The sequence below is a fragment of the Lactococcus allomyrinae genome, from assembly GCF_003627095.1.
Taxonomy (GTDB): domain Bacteria; phylum Bacillota; class Bacilli; order Lactobacillales; family Streptococcaceae; genus Lactococcus; species Lactococcus allomyrinae.
The window spans coordinates 994337-1012268 of sequence record NZ_CP032627.1 but is presented as its reverse complement, the minus strand read 5'-3'; the positions used below and the strand labels follow the sequence as shown (position 1 = coordinate 1012268).

The 17932-nt window shown below is 35.3% G+C and carries 17 protein-coding genes; all 17 read left to right on the top strand.

Annotated elements, in window-relative coordinates; all coding sequences use genetic code 11:
* Window positions 1-8: 8 nt before the first annotated feature.
* The 17 genes from essC (at window position 9) to esaA (ending at window position 17860) form a co-directional block, all read left to right on the top strand.
* Window positions 9-4469 carry a type VII secretion protein EssC gene (gene essC / locus D7I46_RS04820; protein ID WP_120771858.1) on the top strand — a complete coding sequence of 1487 codons (4461 nt, stop codon included), beginning with the start codon at window positions 9-11 and terminating at the stop codon, window positions 4467-4469.
* A 9-nt stretch (window positions 4470-4478) separates the two neighbouring features.
* A complete protein-coding gene (locus D7I46_RS04815) occupies window positions 4479-4919 on the top strand; it encodes a DUF4176 domain-containing protein (RefSeq protein WP_120771857.1) in 441 nt (146 codons plus the stop codon).
* Between the two features lie 12 nt (window positions 4920-4931).
* Window positions 4932-5198: a hypothetical protein gene (locus D7I46_RS04810; RefSeq protein WP_120771856.1), complete on the top strand. Its 267-nt coding sequence runs from the start codon at window positions 4932-4934 to the stop codon at window positions 5196-5198.
* Window positions 5199-5206: 8 nt separating this feature from the next.
* Window positions 5207-5569 carry a hypothetical protein gene (locus tag D7I46_RS04805; protein ID WP_120771855.1) on the top strand — a complete coding sequence of 121 codons (363 nt, stop codon included), beginning with the start codon at window positions 5207-5209 and terminating at the stop codon, window positions 5567-5569.
* Window positions 5560-6801, top strand: a complete 1242-nt coding sequence (locus tag D7I46_RS04800; RefSeq protein ID WP_120771854.1) for a T7SS effector LXG polymorphic toxin — start codon at window positions 5560-5562, stop codon at window positions 6799-6801. The genes D7I46_RS04805 and D7I46_RS04800 overlap by 10 nt, the downstream gene beginning before the upstream one ends.
* Window positions 6794-7516: a hypothetical protein gene (locus tag D7I46_RS04795; RefSeq protein WP_120771853.1), complete on the top strand. Its 723-nt coding sequence runs from the start codon at window positions 6794-6796 to the stop codon at window positions 7514-7516. Before D7I46_RS04800 ends, D7I46_RS04795 begins: the two co-directional genes overlap by 8 nt.
* Window positions 7513-7857 (top strand): DUF4176 domain-containing protein, encoded by a 345-nt coding sequence (locus D7I46_RS04790; protein WP_120771852.1) that lies wholly within the window; start codon window positions 7513-7515, stop codon window positions 7855-7857. Before D7I46_RS04795 ends, D7I46_RS04790 begins: the two co-directional genes overlap by 4 nt.
* Window positions 7858-8001: 144 nt before the next feature.
* The gene (locus D7I46_RS04785) at window positions 8002-9312 is read left to right on the top strand and encodes a T7SS effector LXG polymorphic toxin (protein WP_120771851.1); all 1311 of its coding nucleotides are present in this window, start codon (window positions 8002-8004) and stop codon (window positions 9310-9312) included.
* Window positions 9299-10081 carry a hypothetical protein gene (locus D7I46_RS04780; protein ID WP_120771850.1) on the top strand — a complete coding sequence of 261 codons (783 nt, stop codon included), beginning with the start codon at window positions 9299-9301 and terminating at the stop codon, window positions 10079-10081. The genes D7I46_RS04785 and D7I46_RS04780 overlap by 14 nt, the downstream gene beginning before the upstream one ends.
* Window positions 10071-10415, top strand: coding sequence for a DUF4176 domain-containing protein (locus tag D7I46_RS04775; protein ID WP_120771849.1), 345 nt, complete (start codon window positions 10071-10073; stop codon window positions 10413-10415). The genes D7I46_RS04780 and D7I46_RS04775 overlap by 11 nt, the downstream gene beginning before the upstream one ends.
* A 78-nt stretch (window positions 10416-10493) precedes the next feature.
* A complete protein-coding gene (locus tag D7I46_RS04770) occupies window positions 10494-11927 on the top strand; it encodes a T7SS effector LXG polymorphic toxin (protein WP_120771848.1) in 1434 nt (477 codons plus the stop codon).
* Between the two features lie 6 nt (window positions 11928-11933).
* Window positions 11934-12563 (top strand): DUF443 family protein, encoded by a 630-nt coding sequence (locus tag D7I46_RS04765; protein WP_120771847.1) that lies wholly within the window; start codon window positions 11934-11936, stop codon window positions 12561-12563.
* Window position 12564: 1 nt separating this feature from the next.
* Window positions 12565-12924 (top strand): DUF4176 domain-containing protein, encoded by a 360-nt coding sequence (locus D7I46_RS04760; RefSeq protein WP_120771846.1) that lies wholly within the window; start codon window positions 12565-12567, stop codon window positions 12922-12924.
* A gap of 66 nt (window positions 12925-12990) precedes the next feature.
* A complete protein-coding gene (locus tag D7I46_RS04755; RefSeq protein ID WP_120771845.1) occupies window positions 12991-13542 on the top strand; it encodes a hypothetical protein in 552 nt (183 codons plus the stop codon).
* A gap of 312 nt (window positions 13543-13854) precedes the next feature.
* Complete coding sequence (locus tag D7I46_RS13255) at window positions 13855-14022, top strand: hypothetical protein (protein ID WP_162930835.1); 168 nt, start codon at window positions 13855-13857, stop codon at window positions 14020-14022.
* Entirely contained in the window at window positions 14009-14410 is a 402-nt protein-coding gene (locus D7I46_RS04750; protein WP_120771844.1) for a glycosyltransferase, read from the top strand. Before D7I46_RS13255 ends, D7I46_RS04750 begins: the two co-directional genes overlap by 14 nt.
* Window positions 14411-15040: 630 nt before the next feature.
* On the top strand, window positions 15041-17860 hold the full coding sequence (esaA, locus tag D7I46_RS04740; RefSeq protein WP_120771842.1) for a type VII secretion protein EsaA: 2820 nt from the start codon (window positions 15041-15043) through the stop codon (window positions 17858-17860).
* The last annotated feature ends 72 nt before the right edge of the window (window positions 17861-17932 follow it).

Genomic DNA, 17932 nt, shown 5'->3' with positions numbered 1-17932 from the left:
GGGAGTTTATGAGTGATATAGGATTTGAAATTATAGAAGAAGCAAAAGAACAGCAGCTTTTTCTAGACAATCGCTTAGACGCAAGCGATACTCTTTTTGTGATTTATCTTTTAAGCAGCCAGCTCCACACAATTACTTTGTCAGAACATCGACCATCTATAACTTATCAAGACAAAGTTTTTAGTAGCTTTAACGATGAATTATTTATTAATGGAAATACAATCCCTAAAGGATACTCCAAGTTAGAAAATCTAAACGATCTTGAAGTTTTCGTGATTTCTCCACAAAGCTCAGAAACAACCTTCTTTATCATTAATGAAGACGAGCATTTCGTTATTGGTTCAGATGAGATTGCAAGTTTCAAAACACAGGGAAACAACCAAGTTGTTATTCACAAAGATAGCTTTAGTGTGGATGCAAAGGAAGATTTTCTCTACTTCAATAACGTTCCATTGAAAGGGCATCATTACATCAAAGGAATACAAGCGGGTTTTCAAATTTTAACCCCTGATTTTTTACTTGAAAAACGTCCGACACAGTGGAAAATTACCAACTTCTCAAATCATGTGACTTTTGCAAAGCGTCATTTTTTGAGACAGTCACAAGCTATGGAATTTCCAGAAGACTTTCCAAAGTATAGAAGAAGTCCCAGAGTTCATTTAGAACCCCCTGAAGACAAATTCAAAATTCAAAAAATTGAGGCACAACAAAAAGCTAATAAAAATGGAATATTAAAAGCTATTCTCCCTCCCATTGGAATGCTTGCAGTTACAGGTATAACAAGTGTGCTCTCAGGAAGAAATCCACTTATGATGCTAGGAATGGGATTTATGAGCATCATCACAGCGACTTTTACGGTTTCTCAATACATCAACGAGAAAAAGGAAAGAAAAGTCGAAGAGAAAAATAGCAAAGAAAATTATGATTTCTATCTGACAAATACTAATGCGGAGATTTCGAGAAAATATACTGAAGAAACAAGAGTTTTAAACTTCAGAAATCCTTCACCAGAAGCTTTAACTGAAATGATTAGTACCTATAATTCTCGTATCTATGAGCGAATGGCAAATAATAAAGATTTTTTAGAAATTTCTTTGGGAGAGGGCAACCAACCTTCACATCTAAAGATTGATTCAGATTTGAATGAACGTGACACAGATGAGAATACGCTGCGAGTAAAGAAACTTATAGAGTATTACTCTACTCAGCGTGCCGTTCCTACCACGTTAAATTTAGCGACACAAACGTTAGGATTAGTTGGGACATACCCCGTTCTCAAAACAGCTGTTTCTAATCTATTGCTCCAAGTCGCTTTCTTCCATTCTTATCGTGATGTTAACTTTATCAGCCTTGTTCCAGAAAAAAATTATAAAAAAGATTGGGGTTCATGGAGAGTTCTTCCACACTTTAAGTTACAAGAATTAGGAATGCGCGGTCTTATTCATAATGCTAAAACACGCGATATCGTACTAAGTAGTTTTTATCAACTTTTAAATAAGCGCAAACAAGTTCTACAAGATGCGGGAAAAGAAAAACCTCAATTCAGTCCACATTATATCCTGACTATTTTTGATGATTCTTATCTTGCTGGACATGGAATTAATGAATTTCTCGCAGAAGATATGAGTAACTTGGGAGTGACTGTTATTTGGGCGAAAGAAGATCAGAAACTTCTTCCCGAAACAGTTACAGCGCTTGTTGAGTATAAAAATCAAAGTGCAGGTGAAATCATCAATGACAATAATGTCCATGTTGCTAAAACATTTGAACCCTATGATTCCCTATCAAATATTGAAAAGAGTTTACGTCTCCTTTCAAATTTAGAACACGTTGAAGTTGAAAAAAATGCGATTCCTGAAAGTCTTTCATTGCTTGAACAATACGAAGTTAAGACCATTGAAGACTTGTCAATCAACGAACGGTGGGAAAAAGCACAACCAAATAAATCCATTAAATCATTAATTGGTTGGCGTGGAAAAAAAGAATATATGTATTGGGATTTGCATGAGCGGGTTCATGGTCCCCATGCGTTAGTAGGTGGGACTACAGGTTCTGGTAAATCAGAATTTCTAACCACATATTTGATTGGACTTGCAATCAATTTCTCTCCAGAAGATATCGGTATGCTTATCATTGACTGGAAAGGTGGAGGGATTGCAAATACACTAGCAGGTTTGCCTCATTTCATGGGTTCAATTACTAACTTAGACGGTGCAGGAACAGCGCGCGCACTTGCTTCAATTAAAGCAGAACTCGACAAACGTATGAAAGAATTTGCAAAATTTGGTGTAAATAATATCAACGGTTATATGAGTCTCTATAAGAGTCGTTTAAACCCAAAACCTGATGTGAAGTATCCAGAACAGCCAATTCCACATCTGATTTTAGTTTCTGATGAATTCGCAGAATTAAAATCAAATGTTCCAGAATTTCTAGATGAGTTAACCTCTGTCGCCCGTATCGGTCGGTCATTGGGTGTCCATCTAATTCTCGCTACCCAAAAACCATCAGGTGTTGTTAACGACCAGATTGAAGCAAACTCAACTAGTAAAATTGCGCTTAAAATGGCAAGTGAACAAGATTCTAACGAACTCCTTAAAACACATGATGCAGCACATATCACGCAACCGGGTCGTGGTTACCTTAAAGTCGGACAAAATGAAGTTTATGAACTCTTCCAAAGTGGTTATGCAGGAATTCCTTATGATCCAAACGCTATAAAATCAGAAACAGTTGATGAGCGTATCAATAGAGTTACAGAATTAGGGCAAACAGAGATAGCCTATGACCCAGGAGAAGAAATTATTCAAGGTCAAGATACGAGTGACTTGCCTACGCAATTAGAAGCAGTAATTGAAGGAATTCAACAAATATTTGAAGATTCAGGACTAACACTTCCTGCAAAACCGTGGTTACCTAATTTAGAAACACAACTTGTAACGCCAAAAATTACTACAAGTAGTGAAATAAATACAAAAATTCCTCTTGGTTTGCTAGATGTTCCAAGTCGGCAATCTCAAGAAGTTTATATTTATAATATTATAGAGGCGAGTCACACGGTGATTTTCTCTAGTCCAGGTTATGGTAAATCAACAACGCTTCAAACAATTGTAATGAATTTGGCACGTCAAAATACCCCAAATCATGTTCAATTCAACTTACTAGATTTTGGCAATAACGGTTTGTTACCACTTAAAGATTTACCACATGTAGCAGATCTTGTAACAATTGAAGAAAACGAAAAACTTACTAAAATGTTAGCTCGAATGCGAAAGATTCTTTCTGAACGAAAACAAACCTTTAAAAAAGAAGGTGTGGCGACACTTAGTCAATACCAACAAAAGACCAAACAAAAACTTCCGATTATTGTCAATCTGTTAGATAATTATGATGCGCTTGCACAGAGTAAACGGCGGGATGAAATAGACGAAATTCTAATCCAAGTGTTGCGAGATGGGGCAGCAGTCGGTGTCTATCTGATTTTGACCGCAGGCCGATTCAATGCTATTCGGATGAATATGATGAGCAATATCCAAACGAAAATTGCACTATTTATGAATGATGAAAATGAAATTTCTAACTTGTTTGGACGTGAGCGTCTGGAACAATCTGAGATTATTGGACGTGGACAAATGAAACTTGATTTCCCTGTGGCGCTTCAAATCTATCTTCCCACAACTGGTAAGAGTGATATGGAAGTGTTAGAGACTATGTCGCAAGAGATTGATGCGCTTAATCAGAATTGGAAAGGAGAGCGTCCTGATGCAATTCCGATGGTGCCAGAGGAATTAACGCAAGAAGTATTCAAAACTTATCTGCCAAGAAATAGACAAAATAGAATCTATCTGGGATTAAACAAAGGGACATCAAAACTTGAAGATTTTGAACTTTTCAGGGGACGAGCCTTAGGCATTTTCTCAGAAAATGTGAAGCAAGCTAAGCTCTTATTACCATTTGTTTTAGGACAGATTATTTCACAGAATAATGATGTAGAGCTTGATATTTTGGACAGTACAAACCTTTTGGAAAGATTTGCGGATGATGCAATGCTTTACTTTGACAAAGAAGTATTAAATAAACGAGCATTAGAGGTTAAAGAAGCGCTCCAATCCTTATCTTCTGGAAAAACAGGAAGAAAATTGATTGTGTTTATCAATGGGCTAGCAGATATTGTTGAAAAAGCATTTTTGAAGCCTGATGAAATTGTTTCTTTATTAACCGTTAATAAAGAAAATATCCAAATTATTGTAGCAGATACGGTCACACGCATTGGAAATAGTTATGGTGGCACAACAAATGCTGTAAAGGAAAATGTCTATCAAATTTTGTTCGGTGGAGATTTGAGTCAACAACACTTTATAGAAAATCTTTCACAGGAAATTAAGAAAGAAGTGACAGCACGAAATGTGATTCATTCACTCAAGGATGATGAATTCTTCAATATCGTATTTCCAACAGAACAATTATAAGGAGGAATAATGGCAAAAGATGAAGTAAGCTTACTTCCGTTAGGCACAATTTTAAAATTGAAAAATGATGAAATAAGCCGTATTATTGTAGCAAGAGCTATTAAGAAAGATAACTCCGGCATCATTTTAGATCGTTATAAAGTTGCCCCTCATCCAGAAGGAGATACGCCAAATACAGAAGTCTTTTCTATTGAAGCAGATCAAATTGAAAAAGTGATTTTTAAGGGGTATTCTGATGAGGCGGACGAAAAATTTTTGAATCAGTTGATTAAGATGATGGACAAAACTCCTGCGAAGGTTTCAGCGGAAGAACAAGTGGAACAAAGTTCAGTAGTTTTAGAAAAACAAGTAGCGCCGGAAGCTTCTGGTTCTGCAGTAAGCTCAACGGCTTCTCAAATCAATCAGCAAAGTTTGTTGGATGATGATCCATTTTATAAATTTAGAGGATAGGGAGAAAGAAACATGGCAAGAGTAAGCTCAGATATAGGAGCTGCACAAGTAGCTACCTCAGGAGTAGAATCTGTCAATATTGGCAGTAAGAAAACCGTCAATTTCAGTCAAAGTAACATTTCAGGAATGAATGCTGGCAAGAATGTTGCTAATCAAATGTTGGGAGATTTAGAAAAGCTGATTAATTGTGTGAAGACGCAAGCTGGAAAATTTAAACAGCTTGCTGCTGTCAGAGAAGAAATGGATGCGGCAGATCAAACTATTTTTAAGAAGAAGTGAGGAGAAGAATGGTCAAGGATAAAAGTGCCAATGAGCGTTATGAATATAACCAAAAAATTCTTCAAACAGAGCGAGAATTAGAGGATCTAAACACTCAACACTATCAACTCAAAAATACTTTAGAAAATTTTGAACAAACAACGGAAAAAGAATTTCGAAATCTGTTGGAAATTGACAACGAAATGATGAAACGTGGGAGTTTCTCAGCACAATGGGATTTTGAAGAAAATCAAGGCAAGGCGCAGTTTCTTAAAAATTTTTTAACACAACAACAGGAAAACCTCACACACGCTTTTTCGCAAGAAAGTCAGAAATTAGAAGATCAGCGTGAACAGTTTCAAGGAGAAAGGGATCATTTACCATGGGACTAATTTATTCAAGTTCGGATTCACAAAATCTGATGGATGGGATGAATGCGAACCTTGCGATTGCTAAGGCAGCGGTGCAAGATGTTGTGAGTGCCAGTCGTACCTTGACAGGCGCTATTGGCGCAGGCAAGTTACTAGATGGTGCAGCTTTCAATGCGGGTAAGGATTTGTTTTCTGCCCTCATCATTCCGACAATCACGCGTGCTTCAACCGCTTTTGATGATACAAAGCAACATTTGGAGCAGTATAAGACTGCGAATAGTGAAGTGAGCAGCGAGGGTGTGTTGGATGAGGATAAACTCAATGCCAAGAAAACCTCCACACAAGCGATAAAGACAGCAACGGATAATACAGCCAGTACTTTTCGGACAATGGCTTCTGCGGCAGATAGTGTTTCCCTCCCATTTGTAGGACCAATGTTGAATGATGCTGCACAGAACTTGGAGAATTATTCAGAGAGTCTTCAACAAGATATAGACAAAATTAATCAGAAACTCCAAAAACTTCATACATTCAATTCTGCAGTAAATGGCTTATTTAACGATGATTTGAATAACTTGAAACAAATTGTTCAAAATGTTACCTTGCTTAGTGGCACAGTTATAAATACCAAAACTGGAAGTTATACTTTGCCTAAAGGCACTGATTCTTCTTGGTTTACAAAACTGGCTACTACTAGTGTTCAAACTTCCATTATTGAGGGGATAAATAAAAAAGCTGAAGAAAAGATTATGGAAAAAGGTGCAGCCTATGGTGCTGGTAAAGCAGCAGATATATTTGATAATCGTTATTCCATAACAACTGCGGATGGAAAAATTCTTGGGAAGATTCCAGGGGCTACCAAAGAGGCAATGACAGGCGCCGAAGATACTGCCACAAGTCTAGCTAAATATGGCGGAAAAGCTGTAACTGGAGCTTTTGGATTAGTTGCTGGAGTGGGTATTGACATGGTGACGGGAGATTCTGCACAAGAAGCTTGGGGAAAAGAAATTACGACAACCGCTGTGATTGCTGGAGGATTTGCTGTTGCGGGGTTGATAGCAGGTGCTCCTATTGAAGCTCCTCTAGCGGCAGTCATAGGAGTTGGTATTCTAGTTAATTCTACAAACGATCTATTGAGAGAACACTTTTCTGGAGTGAAAAAGTTTGAAGATAATATTGGAAATGCTGTAGTTTCTGGCTGGAATAACGTGACTAAAGGAGTCAGTAGCTTCTTTGGAGGTGTTTTTGGATAAGTATCACAAAATTAACGTTGAAGGACAGATATTCCAATTTTCATTTAATCAAAAAAAGCCTGTGAAAGGTTGGTTGTTGTTACAAAGTAATGATGATGAGTATTTAATAAAGCAGAATAGCTTTCTATTTAGAAACGTTTATCCAAGAAAAATTTATCAGTCTGACATCAAATTGTCAGAGTATAAGTTGATGAACCCCTTTCAAAAGAAGAATACTAGTGGAATATCATACATTGGGGTAGCTGTGGTGGTTTCTGCGGCTGTTAGAGCTCTAATTCCAGCGTACTTCTTTTTTGGAAATATTAATTATCCGATTAGTATAGGTATCGGTATTGTAAATATTCTGTTTCTATGGATTATTATGATTATTGTTTTCTCAGCTATTGCTTTATTTAGAAAAATTTTGTTATCAAATGTAATAAAGAAACTAAATGGAGACTTGGCGCTAATTGGGAAAATGTCATCCAATATTCCATTAGGCAGTAACAAAGCAGGAGTTGAAGGAACAGATAAGAAAATGAAGATAATCGCCTTTATATCATTATCGTCGCTGATTATTCCGATTACAATAATTTTCCCATTTTTCGTTGGGCTACGTGCAATGGGAATATTAATTGCATATATAGGGAGTATCTTCTTTTTCAATGGAAACTATGCCTCAGACGGAAAGAGGGCGACATATGAAATTAAAATTTTAGAAAGAGAGAACAGATGAATAGAGAAAAATTATTGCCTTTGGGTAGTGTGGTTTACTTAAAAGAAGGAATTATTCCATTGATGATTGGAATAAGACAGCCTATTGTACAGTTAGATAAAGGGCAATGCTATTTTGACTACGCAGGTTTTTCACAGTTGACAGGGATAAATGCAGATGAAATTGCTTATTTCAACAACGAAGATATACGGGAAGTAATCGCAGAGGGGTATATTGGCAAAGAAGAAGATACAATTTTAGCAGCATTAAAGGATTGGAGAGAAGATACAGATATAGAAAAAGGACTTGTGACTAAGGATAAATCAGAAAATTCTATTGATGAGCAGAGTTTTGGATTTTGAAGATTTTTGTTGATAATGAAAAGCTCAGTCTCTTAAAAATTTTTTAACACAACAACAAGAAAATCTCACGCACGCTTTTTCACAAGAAAGTCAGAAATTAGAAGATCAGCGTGAACAGTTTCAAGGAGAAAGGGATCATTTACCATGGGAATGATTTATTCAAGTTCGGATTCACAAAATCTGATGGATGGGATGAATGCGAATCTTGCGATTGCTAAGGCAGCGGTGCAAGATGTTGTGAGTGCCAGTCGTACCTTGACAGGCGCTATTGGCGCAGGCAAGTTACTAGATGGTGCAGCTTTCAATGCGGGTAAAGATTTGTTTTCTGCCCTCATCATTCCGACGATCACGCGTGCTTCCTCTGCTTTTGATGATACCAAAAAACATTTGAGTCGTTATGAAAGTGCAAATAATGAAGTGAGCAGCGAGGGTGTGTTGGATGAGGATAAACTCAATGCCAAGAAAACCTCCACACAAGCGATAAAGACAGCAACGGATAATACAGCCAGTACTTTTCGGACAATATCTTCTGCGGCAGATAGTGTTTCCCTCCCATTTGTAGGACCAATGTTGAATGATGCTGCACAGAACTTGGAGAATTATTCAGAGAGTCTTCAACAAGATATAGACAAAATTAATCAGAAACTCCAAAAACTTTATACATTCAATTCTGCAGTAAATGGCTTATTTAACGATGATTTGAACCAGCTGAATATCGTGGTGCAAAGTGTAACTGTGCTTAGTGACACGGTTGTCAAGGGTGATGGGAGTTACTCATTGCCTAAAGGAACCGATGCTTCTTGGTTAACAAGTTTAAAAACAGACCACCAATCAATTCAGACGCTTAAAGACATAAAGCAAAGTTTAGTGGAAATTAGTAATACACATAAAGGCTCTTTGTCAGGTAATTCTTTTATGGATTGGCTAGAGGTCTTAGTAGGTAACACAGAACACGCAATAGATGAATATACCATTGATAAAGGCTGGAGTGTAGCATTTCCAGAATTATTTGAAAATGCTGGTGGAGAACTATTCAAGAGATTTCCTTTTATTGGTGCTATTCTTGATTGGCATTCTGAATCAGAGAATGAAAAAAATACTACAGGTGATATTGTAGCAAAAGTCGGCATACATACAGTGACAAATTTGTTAATTGATGGCGGTTTAACCTTGGTTAGTGAAAATCCGATTTTTGGAGTTGGTGTCGGTACTCTTGTTGAGGTACCAGTAGATAAGTATGAGGATGATGAGTATGACCATATAAAAAATACAATTTCTACCGATTGGAACTTTGTAAAATCTGGAAAATTAGAGAACTTTGTAAAAGATAATTTCAATAAAGCCGTTTCAAATGCTTTTTCTCCTAACTCAGTAAATTGGAATAATGAAAATGATAATCAACGGGCTGGAGACTTATTCTCTTGGGCATGGAGGAAATTAAGTGGTCAGAATTGACAAAAATATAATTTTTGATTATGACAAAAATACATTTCATGTAGATGAGTTTTCTAATTTTGGTAGAACGACTAAAAAAATAAAAATTGTATCCCAAATTTTGAATGTCTTGACAGCCGTTCTTGCATATTTGATAGTGGCACTTTGGGGAACTGGAAGCTTGACTGCTTGCTTTTCCCTTAGTTTATCTCTGCTTTTCAAAATTATCATCGTAAATGTTGCGTTGCTTTTTATTCTGGTCTTTATTTTGAGAGGACTTAATGTATTAAACATTTGGCATATGGGGGATATTTTCTCCAGCTTAAAGATTTTCTCCAGAGACAAAAATGAAGATAATTTTATTTATGTTTTTGAAAAACGTTCTAATCTGAAGTTGTCCGGAAATTTCTTGAGCAAATCGGATGAAAAAATGGATTATAATAACGTTTTAACGTGCGTACAAAATAAAAAAAAGTTGATTTTGCATTATTCACTTTACTTAAATCTAAGAATGTTAGTCATAATTTTTATTGTTTTCTTTTTATATAGCGTATCTCCTTATAATCAAGTTCAAGGAAATGTAATGACCGTTGTAATTTCCTTATGCATGTATCCATTTATCTTCAGGATATTCGCCTATTCACCGATAAAATCTTATCAATTTTGGAAGTCTCTTGAGAGTTCTTTGGAAAGGTTTATATCTTCAAAGAAAATAACTCCAAACAAATCAATGATTAACTATGAAGAAATACATAAGAAAGTTGAAGAGGAAATGAAAGATGAACAATAATGAAAATGAAGTAAAATTTTTACCACTAGGTAGTATTGTGACCGTTGATAATGCTAGAGAGACATTGATGATAATCAGTCGATTTGCAGAAACAGAGATGGATGGAGAAAGAGGATATTTTGACTATGCAGCCGTTCGGAGTTCCCTTGGACTAATTAAGGCTGACGAAATTTATTTCTTTAACCGTGAAAATGTCGAAGAAGCAAAATTTGTAGGGTATATTGATGCTCGTGAACAGTTGTTTCAAGATAATGCAGAAGATTTTTCAAAAAATATTACACTGCCTCATCTAAAATTAGAGAATAGTCAAGAATCAGACACCTTTGGTTTTTGAGAGTAAATAATACGTATTCTCGATACTCATAATTTTATAAAATAAAATCTAAATTTAGTAAGAAAGGAATCATTTACCATGGGACTAATTTATTCAAGTTCGGATTCACAAAATCTGATGGATGGGATGAATGCGAACCTTGCGATTGCTAAGGCAGCGGTGCAAGATGTTGTGAGTGCCAGTCGTACCTTGACAGGCGCTATTGGCGCAGGCAAGTTACTAGATGGTGCAGCTTTCAATGCGGGTAAGGATTTGTTTTCTGCCCTCATCATTCCGACGATCACGCGTGCTTCCTCTGCTTTTGATGATACCAAAAAACATTTGAGTCGTTATGAAAGTGCAAATAATGAAGTGAGCAGCGAGGGTGTGTTGGATGAGGATAAACTCAATGCAAAGAAAACCTCCACACAAGCGATAAAGACAGCAACGGATAATACAGCCAGTACTTTTCGGACAATAGCTTCTGCGGCAGATAGTGTTTCCCTCCCATTTGTAGGACCGATGTTGAATGCTGCTGCACAGAACTTAGAGAACTATTCGGAGAGTCTTCAACAAGATATCGACAAAATCGACCAGAAGCTCAAAAAACTTCGAGATTTCAATTCTGCCGTGAATGGTTTGTTTAATAATGACCTAAACAATTTGAAAATTATTGTGCAGAGCGTTACTGTGCTTAGTGATACGGTGGTGCATAGTAATGGAACTTATAGTTTACCCGCTGGTACAGATGCTTCTTGGTTCACGAGCGTGAAAAGCGCGAAAGATGTTTCAGAAACAGAAAAATTGGATAAGGTACTTAGTGATAAAAAAGCGAATATAGAAGATGTAAATGTTATATTAGCCTATGCCAAAGCTCACCCTAATGAAGAAATTCCACAAAGTATTCTTGACTGGATAAAGAAGAATGCTTCGGGAATTGGAGGATCGTTTAGTAATGGTGAAACTGTTGGAGACCTTTTAGATGAGGTGGTTGGAAAAGGAATATCGAAATTTGGTGGTTTAGTAAATGTCTTTACAGGTATAGCAGGTCCTGATGGGGTAGGTTCTTTTGTGTTAGAAAATTCAAATGGAATTGGGCGACAAGTTGTACAAACAGGAGAAGACATATCAAAATTTGGAAAATATGCAGGGAAAGGCTTTGCTGTAGCTGGATTTGCTTTTGGAATGTATGATGATATGGCAGATAATCATAAGACAGTTGGGCAAGCGTTGACTCATAATATTGCTTCTACGGCGATTGGTGCAGGCGCGACTGCAGGAGCTTCTTTTGCCATAGGAGCGCTTTTAGTGAGTAATCCCGTTGGGTGGGCCGCAATAGGAGTATCGGCGGCAGCCATAGGAATTGGTGTTGGAGCTACAGCTTTGTTTAATTTGGCATATGATAATAATTTTCTCGGTCTTAAGAGTGGGCTGGATTGGGCTGGAAGTAAGATTGATGAAGGATTAAAAGATGTTGGTCAGGCAGTTGGGAATATTGCGAATGCGATAAACCCATTCAAATGGGGATGGTAAAATAATATGGAAGGAAAATTAATTTCAATCTATAAGAATGATAGATATAAGATTGTTGAAGCGGGAGAAAAGTATTATCTGTTAGATACAGATGATAGAAAGAGTACGATTTTATTATGGTTTCTTGGATTATTTGGTTATCATAAAGTATTAAATATTTCAAAGCTTAATGCAGATGACTTAATTGTTGGGAGGGTAGAACAAAAAAATATTAACAATCGTTCGTTTCTTTACGGTCTTCTGCTTAGTATATTAGGAACAGTTCTTACTTATATTTTGCCAATAAATTATATATCTATCATTATTTTACTGCTTTATAATTTTATAGGAGTGCTTGGTATTAAATTTTTCTTAGCATATGAGGAAAAAAAGAGTATGTTTAATCGTGTGAACTTAGATAAAGAAAATTTTAGCTATATAAAATTAAGATTCTTAATTCCTAATTTACAAAAAACTAAAAGATTTTTTGCTTGGCTATTTCTACAAGTTATGTTCATTGTAGTAGTAGTGGTTTTTGTATTTTACTTTACAAATCCATTGGTTTTGTTCCTTTTAGTTATCGTGACGTTAATGTTTATATTATTGTTTAGTAGAGCGGCTTTTGCTGAAGGAAATTATCTAATAAAGGAGAAATAAAATGTTGTCAATTGGAAGTATTGTGTATTTAAAAGATGGTACTAGAAAACTTATGATTTTAAATAGAGGACCGTTGATAGAGTCAGAAGCGGGGACTCAAATGTTTGATTACTCTGGCTGTACTTATCCATCAGGTTTAGAACCAGAACAAGTATTCTATTTTAATGACGAAAATATTGATAAAGTAGTTTTTGAGGGTTATCATGATGAAGAAGAGGAGCGTTTTCAGGAAATTTATCAAAGTTGGAAAAAAGAAAATCCTAATATAAAAAGAGGAGAGGTGTTAAAACCTATACAAAATATGAATATCTCTGAAAAAGGAAAAGTTAGCAATAATGATGATCAGAGTTTTGGATTTTAAGCAGAAAAAGACATTGATGGCTTTTTCTCTTGGATAAACCCATTTGATTAGAGAAAGGAGTCCTAGATGACGATAATTTTAATCGTATTATTTTTGATATTGATTTTTGCAATGACAGGTCTTATCGTATATTTCTCAATCAGTCGTGCTATGCGCGAAAATAAGAAGTATGAACAGTTCGCTAAATCTCATGGTTATCAGTTTGATAAAGCTCAAGGACAATTATCTTATCGCGAAAGTTCAAAAACGAGTAAAACAGGAATGATTGTTAATTTAAAACTATTTAGAAATCCTTTTGTTGAAAGATATGCTAATTATCAGACTTATCCTTTTGGTAGAGGAGCAGATATAAAAGTTGCTTATGTGATTTCTGGCATTTATGAAGGAATAGAATTTCGAGCTTTTACCTATATTTTCACAGGCAGTACCTTTGATAGCCTTGGTAGAGGAGGTGTATTTAGTATAGTGATGATTAAATGTGAAAAAGAGCTTACTAAAAAATTGCCAGAAAATATATTTTTTGAAGGAGCAACCCTATGTAGTTATTTACAAGGAAATTTAGAGGTTGACACGATTCACTCAAGAATTGAAAAATTAAAAGGAATAGAAGGAGAATAAAATGACAGTTAAAAAATTTCCAAGTGAGGAATTTCCACAAATACCAAGTGTTGAAATAAATGTTCATGAAGGATAGGAGAGTCAAAGTTTTCCTAATTCTGTTATTGGATTGGTAAAAGAAGATTCAGATTTTTCATCAAATATCTTAATTGATGTCAAGAAGGTAGAAAAAACTATGATTTTATAAGTAATACGATAGAACTTTAAAATTATACTCAAAGCTTTAAGAAACTTGATATTTTTTCCAACTCGGTACATGAAATAAATAGTCGTTCATGGAAAGTCGAAGAATTTGCATACATCAACAAAGATATGGGTGCAATAGCTCAACTTGTTGCTGTTTCTTTTATTACATATAATGATACTAAGTTTATGATTAGTTTTACAGGAACAACTAAACTACATGAAGAAGAAAAAAACGAAGACTATGAGAAAATTCAAGAAATGTTGGGGAGTGTTAAAGTAAATGAAAACGAATAAAATTATTTTTTTGCTTCTAGGATTGGCGATAAGTCTTGTGGTTCTTGTTGGTTGCAGCGGTTCAAAATCAATTCAAGGTACATGGAAAGTTCAGGATGCGTCTGGAGATAATTCCACAATTACCTTTACCGACAAAAAAGTGACTGTGGATGGTCAAACCTATAATTATACTCAGAATGCAGTTGGTACAGAAAATGGTGTTAATTATTATGGAATAAAACAAGATGGTCAGAATTATACAATTATTTTCCCAGATAAAAATAAAAATATAGCTATTATGATCCAACCTGATTCAACCGATGATTATCTTAAAGGAACGATGTTATATGCTATGAATAAGACCAATCAACCAAATTATAAGGAATATTCAACAAAATATTTGAAGTGATTTGTGATGTTTGAAAGTAAGGAATAAATATGTGAAATAAAACAAATTGAGAAACTCTCAACTAATCTGGGAAGAATTTGATCATAAGATGCGCAAAATTCGCCCTATCGCCATAGGTGTGATTGTTCTACTGTTAGGAACTCTGATGTTTTTATTGATCCAAAATACGCAAAAGAAAACGCGAACCACAAAACCTACGATTGCATTAGTGAATGAGGATCAGGCAGGGATGTTCAATTGGTGTTAGGGCTACAGCTTTGTTCAATTTGGCATACGATAATTTAAGAGTGTGTTGAATTGGGCTGAAAGTAAGGTTGATGAAGGATTAAAAGATGTTGGTCAGTGAGTTGGGAATGTTGTGAATGCGATAAACCTATTCAAATGGAGTGGTAATGTAATATGGAAGATAAATTAATTTCAATCTATAAGAATGATAGATATAAGATTATTGAAGCGGGAGAAAAGTATTATCTGTTAGATACAGGTGACAGAAAGAGTACGTTTAATTAGATGTATTATAAATAAAAGTGGAGTGTTAAATATCATTCCACTGATTATTAGTGATGATTTAATTCAATTTAATTCATTAGTAATAATTAGTGGACAAAGCTAAAGGAGAAGGTAATAGATATGAAGAGAAGAACGGTAATAACTGGTGGTATTCTAGTAATTGCTATAATTGGACTTGGTGTTTCTTTTTGGTGGTTAAGTCATCCAAAGGAAGCGGCGGGACAGTCGGTGTCCAAACCAACGATTGTGTTGGTCAATGAGGACGAAAGTGGTAAATTTGAAGGGAAAAGCTACAATTTTGGTAAGAGCTTTGTAGACTTAGTTTCAAATGATGACAAGTATAACTGGCAAGTTGCTTCACGAAGTGTCGCAGAGCGAGCTTATAAAGATGGTTCTGTAAATGCTGTGATTTATCTTCCACAAAATTTTACATCTAATCTTTTATCTCTTCAAGCACTTGCACCCGAAAAAGCGGAAGTAAATTATAAAATTGAAACGGGTCAAAATCAGGTCAATAATGTTCAATTAGATAATAAGATCAATGGATTACTTTATGATTTTAACACGCGTATTGTTCAAATGTATTATTCAAGTGTGGCTAATAATGTTTCGAGCGCTCAAGGGGCGATGCAGGATGTTGTTGGAAGCCAAGGTACTTTACTTAATCAATTAGGTGTAAATGTACTGCCCCCATTCAAGACGACAGCTGAATCATATACTTCCACAATCAGTCAAGCTAGCTCTCTTAAGTCTCAGAATAGTTCATGGATTCAATCTCAAAATAGTTTTACTAGTAGTGTGCAAAAAATGCTAGATTCAACAAGTAAGACATTGAATAGTCAGCAGGTTCCTCTGCAAAATTTCTTTAAAGATAATCAAAAAATTGCACAAATCAATGTAGAACATGCTAATGCTGGTATTACTCATCAATTTACCTCAGATACTACATTCTACTTTGACCAATTTAAAGGACTTTATACTACTAACCTAACGAATTTCAATCAATTCTCATCTCAAAATAGTGATGGAACTTCACAAGGTGTTTATCCTGATTTGACAAATCAAATAGCCCAATATAATACGTTAATTACGGAAAAAAGAGATGATGTTGGGAATCAAATCACTCAACTTGCTCAGCAAAGAACAGAGTTATTTGGGTTGGAACAAGAAGTTTTACAACAGTTTTTTGCTTCGGATATCAGTATTAATGATTCTAACTATAAGTATGACAATCTCCAAAGTATCATTGAAGATCCGGATTCAACTTATGCACGTAAAGCGTTAGCTGAGAAATTGGAAAACTCTTTCGCTCAAGAATCGCTATTGGACAGTAAGCAAAATTATTCAGCACAAATCTCCTCTTTATTGGAAGATATTTCTGTCAACTCAAGTGATTATACTGATTTATTTAACCGTTTAGTTGAAAATAACTCACTTACGCAAGGGAAAGCTGGTGAATATCAAAAAGAACTTGACTTTCTTAAAAATTATGCTTCTGCTTTTGGAGTGAAGACTGGTGAATTGGATGAAATAACATTGCCTGATAATACACCTCATCAAACAATGGAGAAGACTGTAACGCTTAAGATTCCGAAAGGGAATATTGGTTATGTTAAGCTTACTGCACCAGATACAACAATCAGTGTTTCTAATGTTAGTGGTTCAGGAGAAAACAATCCAAGTATCAGCAGTGATAATACAACCGTCACATTGAACAATCAAAGTTATACAAAAGAAGAACCTGCATTGGATGCCAATGGTAAACCTATCATGAACCCAGATGGAACGGTCCAAATGATAGAAAAAAGCTATTCATGTGCAGGTGATGCGGTTTTGACAGTGACTTACTCGGTTGATTTTGGTTCTACGCAGATTTCTACTGCAACATTGACGACTTATGATGGAAGTAGTTCTAAAACAGGTACAATCCAATTTGTTTTAAATCCAGAGCAACCATTAAATAATGCAGTCGGTCAAACTTATTTTGAAACTCTGACTAGTATGTTTAATAAAATTGATACAAGTACACAGCTAATTAATTTTATTTATGGGAATCCTGAGGATAACTCATTGATGGTAGCCTCAGAAAATGGGCAATTACCAAGTAAAAATGATTTTCAAACCAATAATGAAAATTCTGTTTATAATCGTTATGGTAACATGGATATCAATACTATCCAGGAACGGTTAGGTAATCAAGATGTTACAGATTATCAAGACTTAGGACAGTCTAACTTAAAACAAATTATTCAAATTTTATCAGAGCTACAAGAACGCATAGATACATTGAGTCAAACGGAGAATACTCTATCAGAAAATCTTCCTAGTTCTTATTTTTCTACTCAAATGGCTGCTCTTCAAAATTGGTATAATACAGCGACTAAAGCAAATGATGAAAGTTACAAATCATGGAAAGAATCTAAGGCTGACTTACTTGCAGTAAAAAATTGGAATGAGTATAATCAAACAGACCCTAATCTCTATATTGACCCTAATGGTGGAGATAGCATCTATAAAATGATTTCTAGTTTGATGACAAATACAAGTAAGTCTGCAACTGATACAGCTAATAATGCTAAAGCAATCAAAGATAATAGTAATCAATTTGAGGAAATGGTCAAAGGGGTTAATGCGACAAAGGCTAATGCACAAAAAGTGCTTGATGGAACGGGAGAGATCTTGAGCGTAGGAGCTAAAGATCTGAAAAAGAGTAAAGATTATTCTACAAACTTCTCAACGGTTCTTGCCAACACTCGCACCCCAGGAATTAATCCAAGTCCAATTTATAATTTCTTTGCTCAGCCGTTGACTGTAAAAAATATTACTCCAAAGGCGGAAAAAACAAAAAGGCAAACGATTAATTTAATTTGGATTCCTGCTCTATTTGGAGGAATCATTATAGGTGGAGTAGGAATGTATATTGTTCGTAGAAAAGCTTGAAAATACAACTAAATGGTAAGTTAAAAGTATGAGACGGAGGTTCTCATACTTTTTTATTGTGTAGTTGGGAAT